We start from the raw sequence: 24028 nt of genomic DNA on the forward strand, positions 1-24028 counted from the left end.
GAGTTTTTGGAAGAGCTAATGATCGCTGCAACTTATCGCTGCAATCGACCATCCATGACCGACACTTCACGCAAACCATCCCTATCGCGAAGGATGAACAATGCATCGATGCCTCGCGCCAGGGCCAGTGCCGGACCTGCTTGCGGGCCAGCCACCAGCAGTGCGGTGGCCCACGCGTCCGCGTGCATACAGGTGCGCGCCAGCACGGTGACCGATGCGACGGCATTGTTCACGGGCGCGGCGCGACGTGCGTCCATGTTGTGTGCGAAGCGGACGTCGCCCACCTGGAGATAGCGCCGGTAGTCGCCCGATGTGGCTACGGCCAGGTCTTGCAGTTCGATGACTCCGCGCACTGCGCGGCGCTCAGTCTCGGGCTGTTCAAGCGCCACAGCCCAGGGTGCACCGCTGGCTTGGCTGCTCACGGCGCGCAGCTCACCATCGAGCGCCGTCAGCGCATGCTGCACGCCGTGCTGCAGTAGTACAGAAGCCATGCGGTCTACCGCGTAACCTTTGGCAACCCCACAAAGGTCGAGCTGCAAAGGGTTACGCTTGCGGGCTCGGCGTGTTGGGAGGTCGAGCTCCAGGCATTCGTGCGTACTGCGATCCGCAGCTTGGCGTGCGCTGCGGATCGCCACTGCATCGGGAGCATCGCGCACCGCGCCAAAGCCCCAGGCATCGACCAGTGCCCCGATGCCCGGATCAAACGCACCTGCGCTCAGGCGACAGATGTCAAGCGCACAGACCAGCACCTCTAGCATTTCAGCGGGTAGCTCCACCCAGGTGTCCAAGGGCGCGCGGTTCAGTCGCATGAGCTCGCTATCGTGCTTCCAAGGCGACATCTGATCGTCCACCTGCTCCACTGCGGCGGCGAGATCCTGACGCAGGATCTCCAGGTCGATAGTGGCGTCCACGTCAACGGTGGCAGACCACCGCGTGCCCATGGTCGGGCCATTCAAGGTAGTCCGCGTGAAGGGAGAAGCTGACTCAGAAGACGTCTTCGGCATAACGCTCCTTCGCTTTAAGCTGCGCCACGCTCAGTTGCAGCGGCGCGAGTATGGCGTCCAGCGTCAGGGTCACATCGCGTGCCATGGCGCGGCTGCCACAAACGCGCACGATAGCGCCCTGGGTCACAAGGTCGCGCAGGTGCTCGGCGTCGCGGTTCAAGGCGTCCTGCACATATCCGCCACCATCGGGCACGCGTGAGAACACCGTCTGCACAGTTTCCAGACGTCCTTCGCCGAGCCAGCGCTGAATCTCCGAGCCAAAGTAAAAATCCCGCGCTGGGTCGCGCCCACCAAAGTACAGGTGCATGCGCGTGCGCCGGTCGTTGCGGCGGATGAAACCGGCCAGCGGCGCCACGCCGGTGCCTGCTCCTATCAGCAGCACGGGTCGCCGCGTGCGTGGCAACGCAAAACCGGGGTTGGAACGAATGAAGGCGGCGATGTGGTCTTCTGGCTTGAGGCCCAGCAGGTGCATAGAGCATAGGCCGTTGGGCATCTGACGCACGCATATTTCCAGAAATCCATCCTCCCAACCCGATGCCAGCGAGTAAAAGCGCGGCACGCCAGAGCCTGGTGGCACGATACCCACGAGGTCGCCTGCGGCAAAGTGTGCCAGACCCTGAGCGCGTAGCCGTTCCCGCCAATCTTGTGCAGGCCACGCAAAACGCAGGATTGCCGTGGGTTGCCCGTCCCAGCCGGGGTAGTCCTCCCGCGCCACGAGCGTAAGTGCGGTGGTAATCGGCACCCGCGGCACATGCTCCAAAATTAGCGGTTCGCCCAGTGCCTGCGCCAGAGCCTGGCCCCAGTGCGCGAATTGCTGGCTCGATTGCTGGTGGATACTCTCCAGTCGGAGCAGCGCAGACCAGCCCTTCGCTCGCAGGGTTTTCTCCAGCACCTCGGCAAAGGCGCAAAAGGTCGGGTATTGCCGATCGCCAAAGCCCAGCACCGTCACCGGTACGGCGCTGACACTAAGCTGCTCTATACGGTTCAGGGCATTGCTGGCGTGGGCCGGAGCCTGACCGTCACCATAGGTTGCGGCGAGCACGAAAACTTGCCGAGTGGCTGTCGTGGTCCGGAAATACTCGAGCGCGCAGGTGTGCACACGGTGGCCGTTTCGGCCCAGCGCGTCGTGCAGCGTTTGAGCAAAGCCCCAAGTGCTACCGCCTTCGCTGGCGACGAAAATGAGCACGTCGGCCTGTGTCATCGGGCTGTTGCCTGTGATGTGTGGAGCTTGGCCGCGCGCCTGCCACCAGATCACAACGCCTGACAGCCAAAACAGCAGCACACTGGCGCCTACAAGCGCGAGCACCAACGCCCAAGGCCAGGCTCCTTCACCCGTGTGCAGCACCAGAGCCAAGTCGTACATACGCTGTGCCAAGGTAACGTCCTGCCAGGCCAGCATTTTCCCAGAGTACCGGTCAATCCAACCTTCACCCTGCCGGGTGGAAACCTTCCAGGTGTCCTCAGGATCGGCAGCATCAGGAAAATTCAACTTGCGCAAGTCCTGCATAGAGAGGCTTCGCAGCATGGAAATCTGCCCCGCGGGCAGGGCCGTCTGTCCGGTGACCACGGAGACCACGTCGGGCTCGGTCCCGGAGTCCAACGCCACCAGTCCAAGGGTCGAGGCGCTCATGGTCAGCGCTGTGAGCGACGTCAGGCACAGCATCGTCAGCACCACCCGGCCCGTTACCACGTGGATGCGCTGCGCCAGCGAGCCACGCACCCGCGCCGCCAGCCGCCGCCAACCGCCCATGCGGCGCAACAGCAGCATGAGCGCCGAGACGCATAGCATCCCTATGGCCAGCGCAATACTCGCCGCACCCCAGCGTCCGGCGTCGCCCAAGAGCAGCGAGCGGTGCAGATTCTTCACCCAGCGCGGCAGCGCCGAAGGCTGCCACGCGCCCAGCACCCGACCATCAGCGGGGTCCACGTAGGTTGCCCTCGCCTGATCGCCGTCGAAGCTGAACACCACGATGGCACCTGAGGGAAGGTGTCGCAGTTCCTCCGCACCCGGAACGGTGCGCACCACGCGTTCCACCAGTGTGGCCACCGGCAGGTCGTCCGGCGCGGCAGGTGCCTGCCAAGCCTGTTGTACCGGATCGAACGCCAAGATGGCGCCGGTGATGCCCAGCACCACGGCTAGTGTGCCTATCGTCAGGCCCAGCCAGCGGTGGATCGACTTCCAACCCATGCGTGCGTCCTTTACTGCAGTTGGAATGTCAGCGTCTGGATGTACTGCTTACCGGCCTGCGACTTGCCGACTTTGTCGGTGGACAGTGGCACGCGAACCTCCGACGGGCTATCGCGCATGTCTTCCACGGCTGCGTCGATGCGGATTTCGTAGCCCGCGTCAATCAGTGCATCGGCTAGGTCGGCCGTGATCTCGAGCGTTCGCCCCGCACCCACGCTGGCGCCAGTCACGCCGGCAAGGCGCTTGGCGTCGCTGTTTGAAAGGCGGTTCCAATCTGACAGGTGCTTGTAGTACTTGGCCTTGCCACCGGACACCCACAGCGTGCGCACATAGGCTCCATTGGCGTCGGTCAGGTACGCGGCTAGATAGGCGCCGTCGCCACCGTAGCTATTGAGTTTGGTAGTCAGCGTGATCTGACGGCTGTGTGCCAGGGCGGGCATGGCCAGCGCACAGGCGGCGGCCAAAGTGGTCAAAAGTAGTTTGGACATGGTGATGCTCCAATGATGGGTTAATCGACCTGGCCGTCCGGTTGCGGCGCGGTGAGCTCACGGACGCGCTCTTGAGAACGCTGGTGGCCCTCTTGCTTCATCTTCAATATCTTCAGGGTTTCCGGATCGATTTTGGCCTTGAAGGTGCGACCTTGGGCGTCCGTGCCACGAATTTTGTAACAGCCGTCGTCAATATTTAGCCGCTGGATTTTCCAGCCCTGCCGAGCTGCCATCTGCTGCACGGCCTCACGTGACTGCCAGCGCTCGACCGGCGCATCGCAATGGTCATCGGCCAATGCCTGCAGGGTGATCAGGCACAGTGCCAGTGCCAGCAGGCCACGACGCAGAAAGGAAGAGCGTTTCATGGTCGGACTCCTTTTCATCACGTTAGCGCATGACAAACGCTTTGCAGGGCAGACGCTGGTCCAAGGTACGAGTCGACTGTATTCACCCAGCAGCTTGATCATCTTGCGCGGCAGTGGCACCTGGCACATTGATCAGGGTCAACAAGTCCGACTTGAAGGTCGGAGTGCATTAATTATTTCCTAGCCAGATCTGAATGGCTGCTTCTGGCGGATCGTTGTCGTCGACTCCGTTGGCCAACACACCTGTCGAACCTCGCCAGTTCCGCTGGTGATAGTGTGCAGGCCGGTCGGTGGTGGGCAACGCGGTCGCCTGCCGTGGTCGGTTTCGCTGGCGACGCTGATTAGTTGTCTGGCGAAGGCGGGAGGTGGTTCGCGCTTTGCACTCAAGGCCCACCCAAGAGTCGCCGCGCGAGCGAACAAGGCATCCATCCAGATGCTTCAGGCGTATACAGTACTGGATTGTTTGCCTGTCACCCCTCGCCCTGGAGTTCCCGTCATGAAGCCACTGATCAAATTCGCCGCCCTTGCCCTGATCGGCAGCGCCACCGTTGCCATGCCGGCATTTGCCGCCTTGAAGGTGGGTACCCAGGCACCGGAGTTCAGCGCACCCGCCTATCTCGCCGGCCAACCGTTCACCTTCAACCTCGCCGATGCACTGAAGAAAGGTCCGGTGGTGGTGTACTTTTTCCCCGCGCCGCATACCTCCGGCTGCAATGTCGAGGCACACCTGTTCTCTGAAGCCATCGATAAATTCAAGGCCGAACACGCCACGGTCATCGGCGTCACCGCCGGCAATCTCGACCAGCTGGCCGCGTTCTCGAAGGAAACCGAACATTGCGGCGGCAAGTTCCCCGTGGCCGCCGACGCGGGCGCGAAGATTGCCAAGCAATACGACGCCACCCTGATGATGCGTCCGGGTTGGTCGGACCGCACCTCCTATGTGATTGCGCCTTCCGGCAAGATCACCTACGTCTACTCCGACCTCAGCCCCAACAAGCATGTCGAAGAAACACTCAAGGCGGTGAAGGCGATCGAAGACGGCGGCACCAGCGCCAAGTAAATCGACCGGTCACCTGACCCCATGATGCGGAACGAAGCACGCGCTTCGTTCCGCATCGACTCACAACTTCTGCTCTACTTCCGTGCCGCAATGATCTGGCTGAGATAGTCCGGCGTGCCCTTGATGCGTTCCAGGTGCGGGTACTGCAAGCCATCGTGGTAGTCCAGCGAGATGGTGCGATAGCCGCCCTGATACTTCATCAGCAACTGGATTGGCGTCTTGCTGCCCTTGGCTGCCGCAATGGCTTCCTTCAGCACTTCCTTGGAATAGGTCTGGCCGTTCACCGCCTCCAGCGACGCGCCGGTGCTGACCCCGGCCTTGAACGCCGGACCGCCCCAGCGCACATCGTTGACCTGACCGTGATCATTCATGGTCAGCCCGATCGACCAGGCGAAGTTGTACAAATGCCGCGACGGCTCCGGCCGTGAGTTGTACTGCTTCTCGTAGGCACTGGGCTGGTCGGTATAGACCAGCTTCCAGCCGGTTGCCGCCAATCCTTCTTCCAGCGGCGGATTCAGCGCATCGACGCGCGCGTGCAGGAAGCTGGCCCAGTCATTTTTGACCACGCCATTCAAGGTCGCCACCACGTCATCGAACGTATAGGTCTTGGTCACGTAGCTGCCGTTGTCGACGCCGAAGAAGGCATGCGCGAAATCGTCCAGCGACTTATGTCCCTGGGTGAGTTCGCGAATTTTTCCGTCGACCGCCAGCCACATCATCTGGCCACCGCTGTAGTAATCCTCACTCATCTGCCAGCTGCGATACGGCAGGCTCGATCGGTGGGCCGCCGTGGCATCATTGGTGGTGTCCTCCAGCGTGCGCCACTGGAAGCCGGGGCGGTTGCGCTCGTAGTTTGCGGCCACCATCGCCAGGCCATCGCGGAACTGCTGCACTGTCCACATACCCGAGCGCGCGGTCAGCACATAACCCCAATACTGGGTCTGGCCTTCGTAGACCCACAGCAGCGAGTCGCCCATCGGCACGTTGAAGTTCGGCGTCCACAGATCCGCTGGGCGGCGGAACTTGCCGTTCCACGAATGCACGTATTCGTGCGCCAGCAGGTCACGCTCCGGCGCATTGCTGTCCCAGGCGGTGAAGTAGTCGGCGCCCATGCCGTCCTCGCTGGACTGATGGTGCTCGGTGCCATTACCGCCGAGCTCATCGGACAGCGAGAACAAAAAGTCGTAGTGATCGTAGTGATGCGAGCCGAACACGCTCACGGCCTGAGTGACCAGCGCGCGATGCACCTTGAGCTGCTCGGCCGACATCTCCAGATACTTCGGTGCGTCCGCGACGATGTCCAGATGCACCGGAGCGCTGCCACCCGGATTCAGGTCGACGCGCTTGAAATATCGCCCGGCGTAAACCGGGGAATCGACCAGGTTGTTGAACGTCACCGGCTTGAACGTGGTCGTGTCACCGGACTGCGAAGCAGTCTCCAGCGCCGTACCGAACTGCCAGCCTTGCGCCAGCGTCATGCTGGGGGCGAAGGTGATCGCGCGCGAGAAGTGCCCGGCCGGATACAGCGACACCTTGCTCCATTCCATGTCCATCATGCGATCGGTGATTTCGAAGCCGCCATCGCGCGGCGACATGTAGTCGAAGGCTACCTCAAGGCTGCTCACCCCCGCCGGCACGTCGAGATGGAACGCGAACACGTTGTACTTGTCACGCTTCCACATCACCGGCTGGCCATTGGCCGAGAGCTTGAGGCCGGCCAGCATCGCGATCGGGCCGCTCGGCGAGTGGTCGCCGGGAATCCATTGCGGATACAGCAAGGTCAGCGGACCGGCCGTGACCGGAATCGTCTCGTGTACGCGGAAGATGCCCTGCAGCGTGTCACTGGCGTCGACATGCAGGCTGATCGTGCCGGGATACGGCGTGTCCTGCGGCGCGGGCACCTGGTCAGCGCCGATGGCCTGTGCCTGGACTGCCGTGGCAGCAAACGCCAGCAGCACGGCAGCAGCAAGCGTCGCAAGCGTGTGGCGCGCGCCGGCAGAGGTAGGGGTAGGAACAGCCATGACGAACTCCGGCAAGCAGGTGGGAATGTTCAAAACTAGCACCCCTGCCCGGTCCGATGGCAACCCCGTCGCCACGCAGTCCATCGCGCGCCGTGCACCAGCCCGGCGGTGAGCCATCGCGGTCAAGCGACGTAGGCAGGCCCTGCCGGCCTTCAACTCGACACGGTCGCAAAGCGTCACTAGCCAGCCCGGCCGAGCCGTGCTGCGAGTCACGTGCCTGCCGAAGAGCCAGGCACCTCCCGCGGAAGTCCTCTGCGCCGGCAGCGGCAAATCAATCAATGTTCTGCGATCCCGGCGCTGCCGCTGCGCCATGGCTCCCCGCGCAGCCAACGCCAAAGCCAATGCGCGCTGCCGCCCCTGAAACGGCCATTCCGTGAAGATGCGTTTTGTCAGGCAATACAGCGAACCCGGCATTAGCGAGGAAAGTCGAGCCAATTTTCTCGGCGAGCTGACGCGGATCAGCGCGGTTCTAACCGATTGCTTCACTAGATAGGAACACTCGCTGCACGCGTTGTACCAGCTGCCGCATGCCTATCGTGCTGCCCCTACGCCTGCCCCACACCATGGGCTGACGTCCGCTCTAGGGCAGCCTGCCAGGCAGCCACCCAGGACCGAGCTTGGGCCAGCAGCCACGCTCCGACAAATCGATGTCGTCTGCATCCGTTAATGCAAATACGCCCGCAAGATACCGTAAGGTATCGACTGGCCCTTGATGAGGCCGGCTTGCCTACCATCGCAGGGGTATTGCAGTGATCTATCCGTTCGGTAGTCATGTAACGTCGCCGCTGTCCCGGCCCGACTTCCGCAATGTGGCCAGCCACGCGTTCGATAGCGGACATACCCTGCCGCAGATGTTGATCGACGCGTGCCGCCGCCACGCCAGCCAACCAGCTTTCAGCAATCTCGGTCGTACCCTGAGCTTCGGCCAGATCGATCAACTGAGCGATGACTTCGCCAGTTACTTGCGCCAGCAACTGGGGCTGGCCAGCGGCGAGCGCGTGGCGATCATGTTGCCGAACCTGCTGCAGTTTCCGATCGCCGTGCTCGGCGTGCTGCGCGCCGACCTGATCGCGGTGCTGGTCAACCCGTTGTATACCGCACGCGAACTGCATCATCAACTGGTCGACTCCGGCGCGGCTGCGCTGGTGGTGCTGGACAATTTTGGCGCGGTTGCCGCCGAGGCCGTGCAAGCCACGGCGGTGAAACACGTCATCACCACGCGCGTCGGCGACATGCTGCCGTGGCCAAAATCGGTGCTGGTGAACACCGTGCTCAAGCACGTCAAGAAGATGATTCCGTCGTTCCACATCAACGCTGCCATTCGCTGGCCCGTGGCACTCTCCGAAGGTCGCCGACTGCCGCGCGTGCAGGCACAAGCCATCGGCAGCGACACGGCGCAACTGCAATACACCGGCGGCACTACGGGCCTGTCGAAAGGGGCGGTGTTGCCACACTCGGCGCTGATCGCCAACGTGGCATCCGCCGAGCAGTGGCTGGGCCATCGGTTTGATCCGGCCACCGATGCGGTCATCGTCTGCCTGCCGATGTATCACATCGCGGCCTACAGCAACGCCATCTACAACATGACGCACGGTATCCATTCGGTGCTGGTCACCAACCCGCGCGACATTCCCGCGCTGGCCGCCACGTTCGCCAAGGTTCGGCCGGCCGGCTTCGCCGGCGTCAACACCTTGTATGACGCGCTGCTCAACTCGGCCGACTTCGCGAAGCTGGATTTGTCCTATCTCAAAGTGTGCTTGCAAGGCGGTACAGCGTTGCGCAGCGGGACGGCCGAACGCTGGAAAGCGCTGACCGGCAAGGATGTGGTCGAGGGCTACGGACTGTCTGAAACCAGCGCGGCAATCACCTTCAATCGCTGGGATCAGGCCAACCCGGTGGGCTCGATCGGCTTGCCGATGGCCGAAGTGGAAATCAGCTTGCGCGACAACGACGGCAACGTGGTGGCCAGCGGCGAAGCCGGAGAATTGTGCGTGCGTGGTCCGCACGTCACCACCGGCTACTGGCAGCAGCCTGACGAAACGCGCGATGCCTTTTTCGACGGCGACTGGTTCCGCACCGGCGACATCGCAAGGGTTGACGAGAACGGCTATTACTTCCTGCTCGACCGGCGCAAGGACATGATCCTGGTATCGGGCTTCAACGTGTTTCCCAATGAAGTGGAAGACGTGGTGGCGATGCACCCGGGCGTACTCGAAGCCGGCGTGGTCGGCATGCCCGATGAGAAGACCGGCGAGGCTGTGCGGCTGGTGGTGGTACGCAAGGACCCGGCACTCAGCGAGAGCGACCTGCGCGCGTACTGCCGTCAGCACCTCACGGCTTACAAGCAACCCAAACAAATCGAGTTCCGCGACGCCCTGCCGAAAACTGCCGTGGGCAAGGTACTGCGACGGGAGTTGCGCAAATAGCCGCGGCTGCGCGACTCGTCATGCGTCTGCGCTGCGGAATTGCTCCACCAGGAAGTCACTGAAGCTGCGCACCAGCAGTGACGCCTGCCGATGCTGCGGATATACCGCATGCACGGTGAAGCCTTCCGGCTGGAAGGCATCCAGCACGGGAACCAGTCGTCCATCGGCAAGCGCTGCGGCGACGATGAAATCCGGCAGGTTGATGATGCCCAGTCCGGTAAGCGCTGCGTCACGCAGCATTTCGCCATTGTTCGCACGCAGCGGCCCGCTCACCGATACCTTGCGCGCGCGCTCACCAACACGAAAACTCCATTCGCCGTGGCGTGCATGTCCATAGATCAGGCAGGCGTGCGTCGAGAGTTGCTCGGGCTTCGCCGGCGTGCCGTGTTTGCGCAGGTATTCCGGGCTGGCACAGGTGATCAGCTGCACGGTCGTGATGCGACGGGCAATCAAGCTGGAGTCGGCCAGCGTGCCAATACGCACGGCCATGTCGTAACCCTCGCCGATCAGGTCGACCGTGCGGTCGTTGAGTTCCAGTTCAACCGACACCTCCGGATGGCGCTGCATGAACAACGGAATCAACGGCCCCAGGTGCAGGGTCGCAAACGTCATCGGGGCACTCAGCCGCAGCAGCCCGCGTGGAGCGGCGGTCTGGCTGGTGATCAACTGCTCGGCGGCATCCACGTCCTGCAGAATGCGCTGGGCGCGCTCGTGATAAGCCAGCCCCAGATCGGTGACACGCAGACGCCGCGTCGAGCGGAGCAGCAAGCGCGCACCGAGTCGTGTCTCCAGCGCCGCAATGCGCTTGCTGACAAACTGCTTGGACAATCCGAGCCGCTCGGCTGCCGCGGTAAAACTCTGCGCATCCACCGTCTCGGCAAAGATCCGCATGTCCTCGAGCTGGCTCATTGTCGCTTTCCAGTTGACAGTATTAAGCCGATCATCGCCTTTTTCTATTTACAAGGCGACTCTAATATCTCGCTCCAGACGCAGCACTCGCTGCATCCCCACTCATTCGGAGTACTGCCATGAATCATCGCGAACCCGCCTTCGTCCCCGCCGCGGCCCGCATGCTGCTGGCTTCCCTGTTCCTGATCAGCGGCTTCGGCAAGCTGGCCGCACCAGCCGCCACCAAGGCTTACATCCTGTCCGCCGGGCTGCCATTGCCAGATGTCGCCTACCTGATCGCCGTGCTGATGGAAGTCGGCTTGGGTCTGGCGCTGTTGGTCGGATACCGCACGCGACTGGTCGCCGCGCTGATGGCCGCTTTCACCGTGGCTACTGCATTCGCCTTCCACGCGCACTTCGCCGATCCGAACCAGATGACCCACTTCCTTAAAAATATCGCCATCAGTGGCGGGCTTTTGCAGGTTGCCGCCTACGGTGCAGGCAGCTTTGCACTGGATGCTCTGCGTCTGCGTCGTACCCAGACCGCCTGAGCACATTGTTTTCGTGAGGGAGCGTCGCTCCCTCCGATCCACCATCAACGAGGAGCAACACATGATGCAAGTACGCAAGGCTTCCGAGCGCGGTGTCGCCGAACACGCCTGGCTCAGCTCTCGCCACACGTTTTCGTTTGCCGGCTACATGGACCGCACGCAACTGGGCTTCTCCGATCTGCGCGTGATCAACGAGGATCGTGTCGCACCCGGCCAGGGCTTCGGCAAACACCCGCACCGCGACATGGAAATTTTTTCCTATGTGCTGGAAGGTGCGCTCGCCCACAGCGACAGCATGGGTACGGGCTCGGTGATCAAGCCCGGCGACGTGCAACTGATGAGTGCCGGCAGCGGCGTAACCCATAGCGAATTCAACGGCAGCGACGAAGCGCCGGTGCACTTCCTGCAGATCTGGATCGTGCCGGAAAAATCTGGTGGTACACCGGTGTATCAACAGCGTCACTTCGCCGAAGCTGACAAGCGCGGTCGCCTGCGCCTGATCATCTCGCCGGATGGTCGCGACGAATCGTTGCGCATCCAGCAGGACACGTCCGTCTATGCCGGGCTGTTTGATGGTGATGACACCGCCACGCTGAACCTGGCCGATAACCGGCACGCCTACGTGCATGTGGCCCGTGGCAGCGTCGAACTCAATGGCATGAAGCTGGAAGCCGGCGATGGCGTGCGCCTGCGCAATCCTCGCACGCTGCAACTAGCCGCGGGCGAAAACGCCGAAGTGCTGGTATTTGATTTGCGTCCGCAGGAATTGCCGCAGATGCCGTGATGTGTGGCCGGTCGCGGATGGGTCGATGGATTCGCCCCATCCGCGGCCGCAAGATGGCGGCCCGAGCGCACATTGCAGAAGGTTGGCCGCTATTGAACGTCGGTGACACGTCCACCGGTGAAGGTCACCTTCATGGTCGGGAAGTAGTCGATTTCCTTGCCGCCACCAAGCTGCACCACGGTCGTCGGCTGCCCGAGAATGGCCTGCACCTGCTGTTTGGTCTGGCCCACGGCAAGCGTTCGCGACACAGGGGCTTCCGCCGGCGCATCGTGACTTGCCGGCTGCACGGAAATCACCTGTGCCAGCGACTGCATCACCTCATCCGCCGAAGGTGTACTGCCCTTGGCAAAGGGCAACACCAGAAAAGCCTTGTAGTGCAGGCCGTCGATCATCTCGCTGAGCAGCGACAACTGCACGCCGTCGTCCTTCATCTCCACGCCAGTCAACAACACTTTCTCGCCGGCGACGAACATGCGCGTCGGCACGGTCGGTGCGTTGCCGCTGGCGGTGAAGAACTTCATCTTGTTGAGAAAGCTCTGGTGAAGCTTGCCGCCCTTGTATGTGTTGTAGGACGGAATCGCCGAACTGATTGCGCACATGAACAAGTCATCCTTGTTCAGCACCAGAACGTCGCCGGGCTTGACGATCGAGGTCAGGTCAGCGGTAGGTTTGGTCAGCGCGTAAGTGGCTTCGATCCGCTCGGGAATCGAGCCGGCCTGGGCATGCGCGGCAGGCGCAGCGGCAAGCAGCGTCGCAGCAAGCACGAAGGCGGAAACAACGGCACAAGCCGAATAACGCAGAGTGGACATGGCAATCCTTTGCAAAGTAACTGCTCCCGCAGCGGAAACAGTGGACAGGAATAAATCAGTGCTATGCACAGAGGCTAACATCGTTCAAACAGGCACACAATTCGGCCTCAAGCGACAGCCGGACGCCCCGACAGGCACTTCACACAACCGCTTGAAATTTCCCATGCGCCGCGCCGCCAGCGTGATGTCGCCATGCTTCCACGCGTCTACAAAGGACACTGCGCCACGCACGAATCCCGTTATCCGGAGCGCCGTGCCTCGCACCATGCCGCGCACACAACAGCCATGTCCAGTCGAGCAAGCGATGCAGCGTTTGCGCAGCCACGTCCGCGTGGCACGGCAAGCTCGTGAATCCGCCCTCGTGTGAAAGACGGCATACTGACCCTCCCTCGGGCAACAGGCCAGCGAGTGAGAACACTGCGCCAAATGGGACTTCCATCCCCACCCAACGTTGACGGCGTCCGCTTTCGAAGCAAACCGTCGCAAAGCGCTGAAGCGCCGACCACGCCATGGCAACCATACCCGGTGAACCATTCGGGGAGCTGCCCATGAATGTGCGCCCGCTGGTTCGGCTTCGCTCGCTGCTGCGCCGTTGGTTCACGGCCGTGCGTGGAGACCTCTGGTTTCCCCATGTACCGCTGGCGCTGGCCATAGCCTGCGGCGGCGTGTTCCTGTTGCAGATGGATTTCGGCGGACGCTGGCAGCATTACGTCGATGCCCTGGCACACGGACGTTTCGACCTGCCACCTGGCCTGCTGCCACCGTTGCTGATCGGCGGCAGCATGCTGATCATGGCGATTGGACTGCTGCTGCGATCACGGCTGGCGTGGACGATGGCCACCTTGCTGGTGATCACCGGTGCTGCCAGTTTGCTATTCAGCCAGCATCTGCAGACGCACTTGTTGCTGAGCTATTTCGTGCTGATCCTGCTCGCGCTCAGCTTGGCCTGGCGCCAGTTCGATCGCAGCAGTGTCGCCGCCAGCACCTTGTTCGCCATCACTTCGGTAGTGATGCTGATGATGTACGCCACCTTCGGCGCCTACTACCTCGGCAAGGAATTCAAGCCGGAAATCGGCGACTTGGTCAGCGCGTTCTATTACGCAGTAGTCACCATGAGCACCGTGGGTTACGGCGACATCACGCCGCAAACTCCCGAGGCAAAACTGTTTACTGTGTCGATCATCATTCTTGGCGTGGCGGTGTTCGCCACCTCGCTGACCGCGGTGATCGCACCGATGGTCAGCAACAGCCTTCACCGCATCGTCAACCGCAAGGGCTCACGCATGAAACGGGAGAATCACTTCGTCGTCATCGGCAACGGCCCGCTGGCCATCAACACGGCGCGCGAATTGCTCCGTCGCGGCCACCCGGTGACCCGGCTGTTGCGCAAGGCACCCGAAGACGGAAGCATCCGTGACAGCGAGCTCGACATCGTCATCGGTGATCCCAGCGACACGGACGTGCTCAAGGAAGCCGGTGCCCAGCATGCCGAAGCGGTATTGGCGATGATGGTCGATGACTCGGAAAACGCTTTCGTGATCCTCGCCGTCAAGGAACTGGGCGGCAAGGCGCGCACGGTGGCTGCGGTCAACGACGCCGCCCATCTGAGCCGCGTGAAACTGGCCCAACCGGACGTGGTGATCTCGCCGCAGGTGCTCGGCGGCGAACTGATCGCGATGTTGATGTCCGGCGAAGAAGTGACTTCGGATTTCGTGATGAAGCACGTTTTCCAGCGCACGGTGGAGCCCGCCACCACAACCTGATCTGCCGCACGGCGGGCAAGCCAGCACGTGCCGCCAGCCCGCGCTTGATACAATCGCCCGCTTGTTTCCTCCTGTCAGGCCACACGGCATGCGCCGGTCTTATCTAACCGAACCGCTGGTGATGCTGGCGACCGTGTTGCAATGGCTGATCCTGTCGATCTTTACTGGCGCGCTGGTCGGCACCGGCTGCAGCCTGTTTCTGCGTATTTTGTTTGCGACGGCTGACCGCACCTACACCGCGCCGCTGTGGCTGCAAATGAGCTTGTTGCCGATCGGCGGGCTGCTCAACGGCTTGCTGCTGTATTACGGCAAACGCCAGAATCGCACCGGATTGAAGGACTCGGTGATCATTGCGGTGAATGATCAGAACGGCAAACTGCCGTGGCGCACCTTGTGGATCAAGCCGATCGCCACACTGATCACGCTCGGCTGCGGCGGCTCAGCCGGCAAGGAAGGCCCTTGCTCGCATCTTGGCGCCAGCATTGCCTCAGGCATCGGTGAATTGTTGCACCTCAATCCCGAGCTGCGCCGGCGCCTGGTCGCCTGCGGTGTCAGCGCGGGTTTTGCGAGCGTGTTCGGCACGCCGATCGCCGGCGCGATCTACGGCGTGGAAATGTTGGCGATTGGTCGCATCCGCCACAACTTCCTGTTCCCCGCGATTGTGGCCGGCGTAACCTCGTATGAAGTCAGCCGCTTCTGGGGCGTGCCCTATCCACACATCGACGTTTCCTTTGCCGGCAATTTCACCGAGCTGCTGTTTCTGAAAACGGTGATGATCGGCATTCTGTGCGGCGTGGTCGCCTGGGTGTTCATCGAACTGCTGCACGGTACGACCCGTCAGTTCACGCGTCTCCGCACGCACTTCTCGATCTGGCCACCGTTGATGCCGTTTATCGGCGGCATCGTGCTGGCCTTGCTGCTGTTCGTGATTCCCAACGACTACATGGGCCTGAGTATTCCGTTGATGGACCGTGCGCTCGCAGGCCAACCGATGCCTTACGTCGGCTTTCTGTGGAAGGCCTTGCTGGTGGCGATCACGCTGGGATCGGGCTTCTACGGCGGCTTGATCACCGAGCAATTCGTCATGGGCGCCGTGGCCGGTGGAGCGTTTGCCCACTTGTTCGGCGTACCACCGGAGCTGGGTGCCGCGGTGGGGCTGTGCGCGGTCGTTGCGGCCGCATCCAACACGCCCATCGCCGCCATCCTGATGGGTGTGGAACTGTTCGGCGGCGACAGCTTGCTCTACGTCAGCGGCGCAGCGATCGCCGCGTATCTCATCGTCGGCCATCGCAGCGTCTACCCCGAACAACAAATCGCAGCCACCAAGACTTCGTGGATGACCTCCCGCGCCGATGTGCTGGTCAGCCAGGAAAAGGTGCGTCTTTCTGGTGAACTGGTGCGTTGGTGGCATGACCGCCGACACCCCGGCACGCCCTACCCGGAAGAGCCGCCCGAAGACAAGCTGTAATCAATGTTGTGGCACCTGGAAACCGCGCCTCGTCCGCACAGCCTCCTTCGATTTACCCGAAAATGCCTGCCGGATTGACTCTGCTCTGCAAGGGTGTCGACAACCTCACCCGGTCGGCCGTGCTCATTGAAGCGTTTCAGGCCACCTGATTGCGACCAGCCTTCTTCGCCCGATAAAGCGCCTCATCAGCGGCGTGCATGGCCTCTTCGAATGTCTCGGTCTCGCCCAGCCTCGCGCAACCGAGGGATGCCGTCATCGGTCCCTGCAGGTCAGTCCATCCGGGTACCGATAGCAACTCGATGTTCTGCCGCAGGCTCTCCGCCACGCGCAAACAGCCGTCCTGATGAGTGTCGGTGACCAGTACCGCAAACTCTTCGCCGCCGATGCGCGCGACCAGATCCACCTTGCGAACGGATTGCGACAGCAGCGCAGACACCGCCACCAGCACATGATCACCCATGGCATGTCCAGCCGTGTCGTTGACGTGCTTGAAATGATCCAGATCCACCATGACCAGCCACAGCTGGCCGCCGTTGCGCCTGGTCCGTTCGACTTCGCGCTGGGCAACTTCGAAGAACTGCCGCCGGTTGGGCAAGCCAGTCAGTGCATCTGTCCTGGCAGCTTTTGCCAGTTTGATTTCGGCCTGGCGGCGAGCAAAATCCACCCGCTCGAGAAAAAAGGCGGAAACACTGATCATCAAGATGATGAACCAGCAAATGGTGACCACGAAAACCCCGAACAGGCTTTGGTCTCCACCGGCGCCGGATATCGCAGACCTGACCAGGATGTAGCCCAGTGCCGTGGGTATCAGGTAACCCGCCAGCGCCTGCATTCGCGCGACCTTGCCGCCGATATACGGACTGAGCATTGACCGGAAGCCCCCATGGTCTGCCGTCATCGCCAGGGTAGCGCATGCCAGTCCCAAGCCGGCAGTGGCTGTCAGCAACGACATTTGACCGTAGAAATGCTGCAACCCATACGCATATCCGGTGAAGGACACGGCCGGAATGGCGATGGCGACGGAAGCGGTCAGCTGTGAAAGGCTGGGCGCTTTCAGTACGTGCAGCCCCAGCGTAAATGCAATGCTGAGCAACATGACCGCCGAGTTGACGCCCATGCGGTTCTCTCTGCCCAATTGCTGCTCGCGCAACACTTCTCCGTGAAAGGGCGTGATCCACGAAGTGAGGTCAATGCCCAGAGCCGCTTCTGCCAGACGGCAAGTGACCGCTCCCAGGACAAGCAGGGTGAAGATGCGTGCCAGCCAGATCCCGCTTGGCGTTCCGCGCGATTCCTCCCGTATACCCAGACCCAGCAGCAGCACACACAGTGCCGTCAGGGGATGTGTGGCGGGACCATTTGCTAGAGGCCGATAGAGCGCTTCGACGTGTCCAAAGTATCCGGCCAGCGCAAGCAATCCGAAAAGAGCACACGCCGAACCCAACGGACCTGACACGGTCAGTATTGCCCGCACCAGCCGCCATTGCCTTTCTCCATCCGTACCGACCGTCATGCAGTTACGTCCCCCACAACAAGCGAATTCGGAGCACGTCCCTTGCCGCCGTAACTATTCACCCCTCTGGCCCTGAATGGGCACCGGCACGATCAGCGTTGATCCTGCCAATCTCTCTTTAGCTCTTGCCATCAATGGCCCGGTGTCGCAGGTGGATCATCCGAGGCGTGGTCCACGAGGTACACCCAGCGGCCGTCGATCCTGCGCGAGACATCGGTGTAGCGCCCATGCTCGGTCATTTCCTTGCCGTCCTTCTTCGACATGGAGACCACCGTAAACGTACCCCAGGTAGAAACCTCGTCACCGTGGGCGAACCGGCCCATCTCCACCAGCTTCGCACTCTTTACCTTGATGTCAGCGAAGAAGCCCGCGTAACCCTCGCGAATCGCCGCGCGGCCGCGCATCGTCGGCACGCCGGGCAGCCAGAACACCGCATCGGCTGCATAGCACTTGGCTACCGCATCCGCGTCGCCAGCCAGGAAAGCCGGCTGCCAGCAAGCCGTCGCCGATGCGGGCGCGCTGGCTGCCATCGAGGGCAGCGACATCAGAGCCAACACACTGATCACCGCGAACCGCCTGATCTTTCGCATGACTCGGTCCTCCCCGCGCGTTGATCGACTGCCCAAGCCGCGGCAGCACAGTGCACATGGCTTCTGTCGATATGGTGCGCCTGACCGGGGCGGCTGTCATCAGGCGATGGCGAATGGAAAAACGGACAGCTCACCACCGGACCAGGGGGCGACGCCGGGCCAGGCACCTTTTTCGCGTCGGCGTCATCCAATCGGACGACATTTCCGTACAACAGCCGGTAGCAAAAAGCTGTCTCCCGCTTGCGACTGCAAGACTCGCTCGCACCCTCCATTCCATGAGATCTGCATTGCCTCATGCCAACCCCCTTCTTTTCCATCATCGTGCCTACCTACAACCGCGCTCGATTGCTTGACCGTGCGCTGGAGTCCGTACTGGCGCAGCACGAGTCTTCGTGGGAACTGCTGGTCGCCGACGACGGCTCGACCGACGGCACCTGGGCCGCCCTGTGCGACTGGACGCGGCGCGACGACAGGGTGCGCTGCTGGAGACACGCCAACCGTGGCCAGGCAGCCACTCGCAACGCGCTGCTGGAGCGTGCACGCGGGAACTGGGTGGCGTTTCTGGACAGCGACGACGAACTCCTGCCCGACCACCTTGCGCTCCGTCGCAAGGCCATCACCGAACTTCCCGCCACCCAATTGTGGCTGGCGCCGATGCGTATCGTTGGCAATCCACTGGTGCCTTGTTGCGTGCATCCTGGCGAAATGATCCATATCGATCACTGCCTCGGCGTCGGCATGCTGACCATTCGGCGCGAGGCGATCCTGCAGGCGGGTGGTTTTCCGGAGATTGGCTATGCCGAAGACTCCGCGCTGATGCGTCGCCTGCTTGCCAGCGGCATGCGCATAGGCCGGCTGACCCAGCGGTCCTATGTCTACCACCGCAGTCATGTCGACAGTGTCACCAGCAACCAGGTCGCGGCCAACGACATCATCAAGGCCGCCCACCTTGCGGAAAGCCGGCTCCGGCCGACCGGGAACCTGCACCGCAACGCCGGGGCCGGCATCGGCATGGCCTGAGACGCCGGGTGTCCGATCCGCGACCCGGAAGCACTTCATAGCCGAACCGGTGATCGCCGGACATGGCTGCGACACCGTTCGAGCAGGTCAGCAAGCCATCGGCTGGAACAGGCATGGCGCTGACGCATCCGCTGCAACGATTTTCGCGTAAAGCAAACCACGAATCACGAAGAGCGATATCTCGATGACGCAGACGGTATGGATCACCGGCGCCTCCGGTGCCATCGGTCAGGCCTTGGCCCACCGCCTTTCCTCCCGCGGTTGCAGTCTGGCACTGTCGGCACGTGATCCCGCGCGACTGCAAGTACTGGCCAGCACACTGCCGGGTGAGGTGGTCGTGCTGCCCGGTGACCTGACCGATGCCAGCCTGGTGCCGCAATTGCTGGACGAGGCCCAGGTCACGCTCGGGCCGATCACCGGACTGGCCCACTGCGTTGGCTCCACCCTGATTCGCCCGCTCCATCTCACCAGCGAGGCTGATCTGCGGGCACAGTTCGAACTGAACTACTTCAGCGCATTCCATGTGCTCAAGGCCTTCGTGGCCGCAGCACTCAAGCACAAGCAATCGGCCAGTGCGGTGCTCGTCGGCACCCTGGTTGCGCGCAGCGGCTTTCCGAATCATGAGGCGATCGCCAGCGCCAAGGCAGCAGTAGCGGCGCTGGCAATGAGTGCGGCGGCGAGCTACGCAGAAAAAGGCATCCGCGTGAACTGCGTGCATCCGGGCCTCACTCGCTCGGCACTTTCGGCGCGGCTGACCGGCACTCCGGAAGCGCTTGAGCGCAACGCCCGAATGAATCCGATGGGCCTGGTCGGCGAGGGCGAAGACAGCGCGGCGGCCATCGATTTTCTGTTGAGCGAACAGGCGCGCTGGATCACCGCCCAGCAATGGGGCGTCGATGGCGGGCACGCGGTGATTCATCCGCTGCCAAAGGGATGAGGGTGTGCCGAATGTTCCGCACCGCAGCAGGTTTGCACTTCTTGCTTGAGCGAAGCGGTCGTGTTGGCAGTTCGACGCGATTCGCAACGTTCTCAAGCAATCTGCATCTGCCTGTCGGCCCGGCGTGATCGCGATGCACAGCAAAAGCCATCTGCCAACCAAACTGTGCCCGGTATGCCAGCGCCCGTTCGCGTGGCGCAAGAAGTGGCGGAAAGTGTGGGATGAGGTGCGTTATTGCAGCGAACGTTGCCGCCGCCAGCCGCGCACACAGGCACGTTCATGAGTTGCCTGCGACTGATCCTGGCCGACCAGCTCAACGCCGGGCATAGCTGGTTCCGCCACGTCGACGACGGGGTGGTTTACGTGATGATGGAAGTTCGCAGTGAAACGGACTACGTGCGCCATCACGCGCAGAAAGTACTGGGCTTGTTCGCTGCGATGCGTCGCTTCGGTGAAGCGCTGACCAAGGTCGGGCATCGCGTCGAATACTTGCGCCTTGGTGATCCACGAAATCGCCACAGCCTTGCCGCCAACCTGCCATGGTTGATCGAACAGTTTGATGCGCGCCGGCTTGAACGCATGGAAGCGGACGAATGGCGCGTGGAGCAGGTACTGGACGAAGCTTTCACCGCCAGCGGCCTGGCCAACGCCGTGGTCAGCACCGAGCACTTCCTGCTCGAGCGCGCGGATGCAGTGGCCCGTTTCGCCACGAAAGTCCCGCGCATGGAGTACTTTTACCGCGACCTGCGTCGTCGCCATCACATCCTGCTCGAAGCGGACGGCAGCCCCTGCGGCGGACAGTGGAATTACGATGCGTTGAACCGGGAAAAGTGGCTGGGCGACCCCGTAGCTCCACCATGGCCATGGCGCAAACATGACCTGCGAGCACTGTGGACGGAGATCGAAGCTGCGGGCATCACAACCCTCGGTGAACCCTCTGCCGCATCCTTCGGCTGGCCGCTGTCCCGGCTAGAGGCACAGGCGTGGCTGGAGGATTTCGTCACGCATCGGCTCAAGCACTTCGGCCGCTTCCAGGACGCGCTCAGCAAACACTCCTCCACCCTGTTTCATGCCGGCCTGTCGTTTGCACTGAACACCAAGATGCTGCATCCCCGCGAAGTGATCGATGCGGCGATCCGTGCGTTCGAATCCGGTGGAGTCGATCTCGCCGCCACCGAAGGTTTCGTGCGGCAGATCCTGGGTTGGCGCGAATACGTGCGCGGCATCTACTGGGCACGCATGCCCGGTTATGCCGAACTCAATGCGCTGGATGCCACGCGTCCGCTGCCATCCTGGTACTGGACCGCCAACACCAGGATGGCCTGTCTGCACGCAGCGATACGGCAATCACTGGACTACGGCCATGCGCACCATATCCAGCGACTGATGGTGACCGGCAACTTCGCCCTGCTCGGCGGTTGCGATCCGGACGAGGTTGATCGTTGGTATCTGGGTATCTACATCGACGCGTTCGAGTGGGTGGAACTGCCCAATACTCGCGGCATGAGCCAGTTTGCCGACGGCGGCATCGTGGGCAGCAAACCCTATGCGGCGTCCGCCTCGTATATCCACCGCCAGTCCGACCACTGCCAGGGCTGCCATTACAACCACGCGCGCCGCCACGGCGAGCGTGCCTGTCCACTCAACAGCTTGTACTGGCATTTTCACCAGCGCCATCGCGACGTGCTGGGGCGCAATCCTCGTCTGGCGATGAGCTATCGCAGCTGGGATCGCATGAAGGCCGCGGAGCGTGCAGCAACCTTGGCCCAGGCCGAGAGGTACCTGGCACATATCGAAGAGCTTTGAGCCGCAGTGCAGGCATCAAGCCGGCGCGTCGCCGGGCAACTTCCTCCGCAGCAACCAGCCATCCATGCCATCAAGAGTTGCTCACCTGCGAACGTCAGCCCGACAGCTTGCGCCACGTTCGCGTTTGGGAAATACCGCAGCAGCCAGCGCGGATTTGCGGCAGCGCTTGGTGTGCCGCAAGACGCCACCGTGATAGTTTGCGAACACGATCATCCGCTTGAGGACGCTCTGCACATGAAGACTCACGCCACCGGCTCGGCACTCGTTGCGCTGGCCTTGCTCGCATCCGTCGGCGCATTTGCGCGACCCGCAATTGCCCAGGTATCGGCGAAAGTCACACCCGACATGATCCAGACCGGCTCCGATATTCCGGCAGACTGGAAGCCACCCCAGAGCGACTTCAACTACGTTAAACGCGACGTGATGATTCCGATGCGCGATGGCGTGAAGCTGCATACCGTCATCCTGATTCCGAGGGACGCACACGGATTGCCGATGCTGCTGGAACGCACCCCGTACGACGCCGGCCATATGTCGCCGAACAACAGTCTGCTCATGGCGGACGCGGTGTGGTCGGGCGACAAGGACTGGGCCGACGGCAGTTACATTCTGGTCAATCAGGACATCCGCGGAAAATACGGCTCGCAGGGCAAGTACGTCATGACGCGCCCGCCGATGGGGCCGCTCAACCCGACCAAAACCGATGACACCACCGACGCCTGGGACACCATCGACTGGTTGGTAAAGAACATCAAGGCATCGAATGGCAGGGTCGGCATGATCGGTTCGTCCTACGATGGCTGGACGGTTGCGATGGCTCTGCTCCATCCGCACCCGGCGCTCAAAGTGGCCGCTCCGGAAAGCCCGATGATCGACGGCTGGATGGGTGATGACTGGTATCACTACGGCGCTCTGCGCCAGGTAAACCTGGACTACTTCAGCGGCCAGTCCAGCAAGCAGGGTTCGGGTGAATCGATCCCGCGTGCCAACTACGACGACTACACCAACTTTCTCGAAGCCGGCTCGGCAGGTAACTACGCCGAAGCGAACGGCTTCAAGCAACTGCCGTGGTGGAATCGCTTCGCTGCGCACCCGGCCTACGACAGCTTCTGGCAGCTGCAGGCGCTGGACCAACAGCTCGTCGCGCGCCCTTCCACGGTACCCACGATGTGGTTGCAAGGCCTGTGGGATCAGGAAGACATCTATGGCGCCGTGCATGCCTGGGAAGCCCTCAAGCAGGCCGGCCACGGCGCCAACAACCATCTGGTGATCGGCCCGTGGTGGCATAGCCAGATCAATCGGGACGGCTGGAACATGGGCCCGCTGAAGTGGCCCGGCAACACCACCGCACAGTTTCGCCAGCAGGTGCTGATTCCCTGGTTCAACCACTACCTGCGCGACACGCCGATGGCGACGCCGCTGCCCGAAGCAATGATCTACAACCCGGTGGAACAGCGCTGGGACAGCTTCACCGACTGGAAGGTAGCCAGCGCCCAGCAACTCACGCCGCTTTACCTGCAGGCCGACATGGGTCTGGGTTTCGAACAGCCTGCCGCGGGAAGTGACAGCTACGTTTCCGACCCAGCCAAACCGGTGCCCTACCTGCCCCGCCCCATCCCGCAGAAGAACGATGGCTGGCGCACCTGGCTGGTACACGATCAGCGTTTTGTATCCGACCGGCCTGATGTGCTCTCCTACAGCACGCCGGTGCTGACCAGCACCGTCACGATTCAGGGCGCACCGATCGCCGACATTTTTGCCAGCACCAGCGGCAGCGACGGCGACTTCGTGGTGAAGCTGATCGACGTCTACCCGGGTAGCGATCCTGCCGATCCCGCCATGGGTGGTTACGAGTTGCCGGTGTCTCTGGACATCTTCCGCGGCCGCTATCGCCACAGCTTCGCCGACCCATCGGCGATCCCGGCGAACCAGTTGCAGGAATACAAGTTCCGACTGCCGACCACCAACTACGAGTTCAAACCCGGCCACCGGATCATGGTGCAAATCCAGTCCAGCCTGTTCCCACTGTACGACCGCAATCCGCAAACATACGTGCCCAATATCCTGTTCGCCAAACCGGCGGACTATCGCAAGGCCACGGTTACCATCGAGCACGGGCCGAGCGGACGCAGCGCCGTGTTGCTACCCGTGGTAGCGGGCGCGCGGCACGGAGGTTGACTGAAGTGGCGCGGCGCAAGCCGCACCACTCGTCGATGTACGAAAGCTTTGCGCGTCGTTGCAGGGATCACCTGCAACATCACCCATTGCGCCCTTGTTGCAGCAGCGGAAGCGCGATACCGACTCAGCTTCGCGTGAAGTTGACACCATGCTGAGTAAGGTTGGATCACTC

20 protein-coding genes are annotated in these 24028 nt (G+C 62.2%); 11 read left to right on the forward strand and 9 right to left on the reverse strand.

Translation table 11 applies throughout. The features are described from left to right. Nucleotides 1–32: 32 nt before the first annotated feature. The 4 genes from PY254_RS13415 to PY254_RS13430 are packed head-to-tail and all read right to left on the reverse strand — an operon-like array spanning nucleotide 33 to nucleotide 4045. Nucleotides 33–1004, reverse strand: coding sequence for an FAD:protein FMN transferase (locus tag PY254_RS13415; RefSeq protein WP_281012545.1), 972 nt, complete (start codon nucleotides 1002–1004; stop codon nucleotides 33–35). Continuing rightward, on the reverse strand, nucleotides 985–3192 hold the full coding sequence (locus PY254_RS13420) for a PepSY domain-containing protein (RefSeq protein WP_281012546.1): 2208 nt from the start codon (nucleotides 3190–3192) through the stop codon (nucleotides 985–987). Before PY254_RS13420 ends, PY254_RS13415 begins: the two co-directional genes overlap by 20 nt. Nucleotides 3193–3203: 11 nt before the next feature. Next, a complete protein-coding gene (locus PY254_RS13425) occupies nucleotides 3204–3680 on the reverse strand; it encodes a DUF2271 domain-containing protein (protein WP_281012547.1) in 477 nt (158 codons plus the stop codon). Nucleotides 3681–3700: 20 nt separating this feature from the next. Continuing rightward, nucleotides 3701–4045 carry a PepSY domain-containing protein gene (locus PY254_RS13430; protein ID WP_281012548.1) on the reverse strand — a complete coding sequence of 115 codons (345 nt, stop codon included), beginning with the start codon at nucleotides 4043–4045 and terminating at the stop codon, nucleotides 3701–3703. Between the two features lie 496 nt (nucleotides 4046–4541). Here PY254_RS13430 and PY254_RS13435 point away from each other — a divergent pair, with 496 nt between their 5' ends. Then, the gene (locus PY254_RS13435) at nucleotides 4542–5105 is read left to right on the forward strand and encodes a peroxiredoxin (protein WP_281012549.1); all 564 of its coding nucleotides are present in this window, start codon (nucleotides 4542–4544) and stop codon (nucleotides 5103–5105) included. 74 nt (nucleotides 5106–5179) lie between these two features. Here PY254_RS13435 and PY254_RS13440 read toward each other — a convergent pair whose 3' ends face one another. Continuing rightward, complete coding sequence (locus PY254_RS13440; RefSeq protein WP_281012550.1) at nucleotides 5180–7126, reverse strand: M61 family metallopeptidase; 1947 nt, start codon at nucleotides 7124–7126, stop codon at nucleotides 5180–5182. A 749-nt stretch (nucleotides 7127–7875) separates the two neighbouring features. Between PY254_RS13440 and PY254_RS13445 the strand changes: the two genes are divergently transcribed. Further along, nucleotides 7876–9552, forward strand: coding sequence for an AMP-binding protein (locus tag PY254_RS13445; protein ID WP_281012551.1), 1677 nt, complete (start codon nucleotides 7876–7878; stop codon nucleotides 9550–9552). Between the two features lie 18 nt (nucleotides 9553–9570). Here the strand turns inward: PY254_RS13445 and PY254_RS13450 are convergent, their stop codons facing one another. After that, nucleotides 9571–10461: a LysR family transcriptional regulator gene (locus tag PY254_RS13450; protein ID WP_281012552.1), complete on the reverse strand. Its 891-nt coding sequence runs from the start codon at nucleotides 10459–10461 to the stop codon at nucleotides 9571–9573. A 119-nt stretch (nucleotides 10462–10580) separates the two neighbouring features. Between PY254_RS13450 and PY254_RS13455 the strand changes: the two genes are divergently transcribed. After that, entirely contained in the window at nucleotides 10581–10991 is a 411-nt protein-coding gene (locus tag PY254_RS13455) for a DoxX family protein (RefSeq protein WP_281012553.1), read from the forward strand. A 61-nt stretch (nucleotides 10992–11052) separates the two neighbouring features. Then, nucleotides 11053–11775 (forward strand): pirin family protein, encoded by a 723-nt coding sequence (locus PY254_RS13460; protein ID WP_281012554.1) that lies wholly within the window; start codon nucleotides 11053–11055, stop codon nucleotides 11773–11775. Nucleotides 11776–11864: 89 nt separating this feature from the next. On the opposite strand, the gene bamE is transcribed toward PY254_RS13460, so the two are convergent. Further along, nucleotides 11865–12584, reverse strand: a complete 720-nt coding sequence (gene bamE / locus PY254_RS13465) for an outer membrane protein assembly factor BamE domain-containing protein (RefSeq protein WP_281012555.1) — start codon at nucleotides 12582–12584, stop codon at nucleotides 11865–11867. Nucleotides 12585–13132: 548 nt separating this feature from the next. Here bamE and kch point away from each other — a divergent pair. Both kch and PY254_RS13475 read left to right on the forward strand, forming a co-directional pair. Then, nucleotides 13133–14347 carry a voltage-gated potassium channel protein gene (gene kch / locus PY254_RS13470; protein WP_281012556.1) on the forward strand — a complete coding sequence of 405 codons (1215 nt, stop codon included), beginning with the start codon at nucleotides 13133–13135 and terminating at the stop codon, nucleotides 14345–14347. A gap of 88 nt (nucleotides 14348–14435) precedes the next feature. Beyond that, a complete protein-coding gene (locus PY254_RS13475; protein WP_281012557.1) occupies nucleotides 14436–15815 on the forward strand; it encodes a chloride channel protein in 1380 nt (459 codons plus the stop codon). A 136-nt stretch (nucleotides 15816–15951) separates the two neighbouring features. Here PY254_RS13475 and PY254_RS13480 read toward each other — a convergent pair whose 3' ends face one another. Beyond that, nucleotides 15952–17136 carry a GGDEF domain-containing protein gene (locus tag PY254_RS13480; protein ID WP_281012558.1) on the reverse strand — a complete coding sequence of 395 codons (1185 nt, stop codon included), beginning with the start codon at nucleotides 17134–17136 and terminating at the stop codon, nucleotides 15952–15954. Nucleotides 17137–17456: 320 nt separating this feature from the next. Continuing rightward, nucleotides 17457–17915 carry a YybH family protein gene (locus PY254_RS13485; RefSeq protein ID WP_281012559.1) on the reverse strand — a complete coding sequence of 153 codons (459 nt, stop codon included), beginning with the start codon at nucleotides 17913–17915 and terminating at the stop codon, nucleotides 17457–17459. A 294-nt stretch (nucleotides 17916–18209) separates the two neighbouring features. Between PY254_RS13485 and PY254_RS13490 the strand changes: the two genes are divergently transcribed. The 5 genes from PY254_RS13490 (at nucleotide 18210) to PY254_RS13510 (ending at nucleotide 23856) form a co-directional block, all read left to right on the forward strand. Further along, nucleotides 18210–18935, forward strand: a complete 726-nt coding sequence (locus PY254_RS13490; RefSeq protein ID WP_281012560.1) for a glycosyltransferase family 2 protein — start codon at nucleotides 18210–18212, stop codon at nucleotides 18933–18935. 184 nt (nucleotides 18936–19119) lie between these two features. Then, nucleotides 19120–19872, forward strand: coding sequence for an SDR family NAD(P)-dependent oxidoreductase (locus PY254_RS13495; protein WP_281012561.1), 753 nt, complete (start codon nucleotides 19120–19122; stop codon nucleotides 19870–19872). Nucleotides 19873–20005: 133 nt separating this feature from the next. Then, entirely contained in the window at nucleotides 20006–20155 is a 150-nt protein-coding gene (locus PY254_RS13500) for a DUF2256 domain-containing protein (RefSeq protein WP_281012562.1), read from the forward strand. Beyond that, on the forward strand, nucleotides 20152–21678 hold the full coding sequence (locus tag PY254_RS13505; protein WP_281012563.1) for a cryptochrome/photolyase family protein: 1527 nt from the start codon (nucleotides 20152–20154) through the stop codon (nucleotides 21676–21678). The genes PY254_RS13500 and PY254_RS13505 overlap by 4 nt, the downstream gene beginning before the upstream one ends. Before the next feature lie 234 nt (nucleotides 21679–21912). Continuing rightward, nucleotides 21913–23856 carry a CocE/NonD family hydrolase gene (locus PY254_RS13510; protein ID WP_281012564.1) on the forward strand — a complete coding sequence of 648 codons (1944 nt, stop codon included), beginning with the start codon at nucleotides 21913–21915 and terminating at the stop codon, nucleotides 23854–23856. Nucleotides 23857–24028: the final 172 nt, after the last annotated feature.

Source organism: Rhodanobacter sp. AS-Z3 (assembly GCF_029224025.1).
In the GTDB taxonomy this organism is placed as follows: domain Bacteria; phylum Pseudomonadota; class Gammaproteobacteria; order Xanthomonadales; family Rhodanobacteraceae; genus Rhodanobacter.

What these genes read in the sequence shown, in the direction of transcription:
- bamE (WP_281012555.1), bottom strand. Translation starts at nt 12,584, where the DNA reads ATGTCCACTCTGCGTTATTCGGCTTGTGCCGTTGTTTCCGCCTTCGTG.
- PY254_RS13490 (WP_281012560.1), top strand. Translation starts at nt 18,210, where the DNA reads ATGCCAACCCCCTTCTTTTCCATCATCGTGCCTACCTACAACCGCGCT.
- PY254_RS13425 (WP_281012547.1), bottom strand. Translation starts at nt 3,680, where the DNA reads ATGTCCAAACTACTTTTGACCACTTTGGCCGCCGCCTGTGCGCTGGCC.
- PY254_RS13440 (WP_281012550.1), bottom strand. Translation starts at nt 7,126, where the DNA reads ATGGCTGTTCCTACCCCTACCTCTGCCGGCGCGCGCCACACGCTTGCG.
- PY254_RS13420 (WP_281012546.1), bottom strand. Translation starts at nt 3,192, where the DNA reads ATGGGTTGGAAGTCGATCCACCGCTGGCTGGGCCTGACGATAGGCACA.
- PY254_RS13510 (WP_281012564.1), top strand. Translation starts at nt 21,913, where the DNA reads ATGAAGACTCACGCCACCGGCTCGGCACTCGTTGCGCTGGCCTTGCTC.
- PY254_RS13500 (WP_281012562.1), top strand. Translation starts at nt 20,006, where the DNA reads ATGCACAGCAAAAGCCATCTGCCAACCAAACTGTGCCCGGTATGCCAG.
- PY254_RS13495 (WP_281012561.1), top strand. Translation starts at nt 19,120, where the DNA reads ATGACGCAGACGGTATGGATCACCGGCGCCTCCGGTGCCATCGGTCAG.
- PY254_RS13415 (WP_281012545.1), bottom strand. Translation starts at nt 1,004, where the DNA reads ATGCCGAAGACGTCTTCTGAGTCAGCTTCTCCCTTCACGCGGACTACC.
- PY254_RS13460 (WP_281012554.1), top strand. Translation starts at nt 11,053, where the DNA reads ATGATGCAAGTACGCAAGGCTTCCGAGCGCGGTGTCGCCGAACACGCC.
- PY254_RS13455 (WP_281012553.1), top strand. Translation starts at nt 10,581, where the DNA reads ATGAATCATCGCGAACCCGCCTTCGTCCCCGCCGCGGCCCGCATGCTG.
- kch (WP_281012556.1), top strand. Translation starts at nt 13,133, where the DNA reads ATGAATGTGCGCCCGCTGGTTCGGCTTCGCTCGCTGCTGCGCCGTTGG.
- PY254_RS13430 (WP_281012548.1), bottom strand. Translation starts at nt 4,045, where the DNA reads ATGAAACGCTCTTCCTTTCTGCGTCGTGGCCTGCTGGCACTGGCACTG.
- PY254_RS13485 (WP_281012559.1), bottom strand. Translation starts at nt 17,915, where the DNA reads ATGCGAAAGATCAGGCGGTTCGCGGTGATCAGTGTGTTGGCTCTGATG.
- PY254_RS13505 (WP_281012563.1), top strand. Translation starts at nt 20,152, where the DNA reads ATGAGTTGCCTGCGACTGATCCTGGCCGACCAGCTCAACGCCGGGCAT.
- PY254_RS13475 (WP_281012557.1), top strand. Translation starts at nt 14,436, where the DNA reads ATGCGCCGGTCTTATCTAACCGAACCGCTGGTGATGCTGGCGACCGTG.
- PY254_RS13435 (WP_281012549.1), top strand. Translation starts at nt 4,542, where the DNA reads ATGAAGCCACTGATCAAATTCGCCGCCCTTGCCCTGATCGGCAGCGCC.
- PY254_RS13450 (WP_281012552.1), bottom strand. Translation starts at nt 10,461, where the DNA reads ATGAGCCAGCTCGAGGACATGCGGATCTTTGCCGAGACGGTGGATGCG.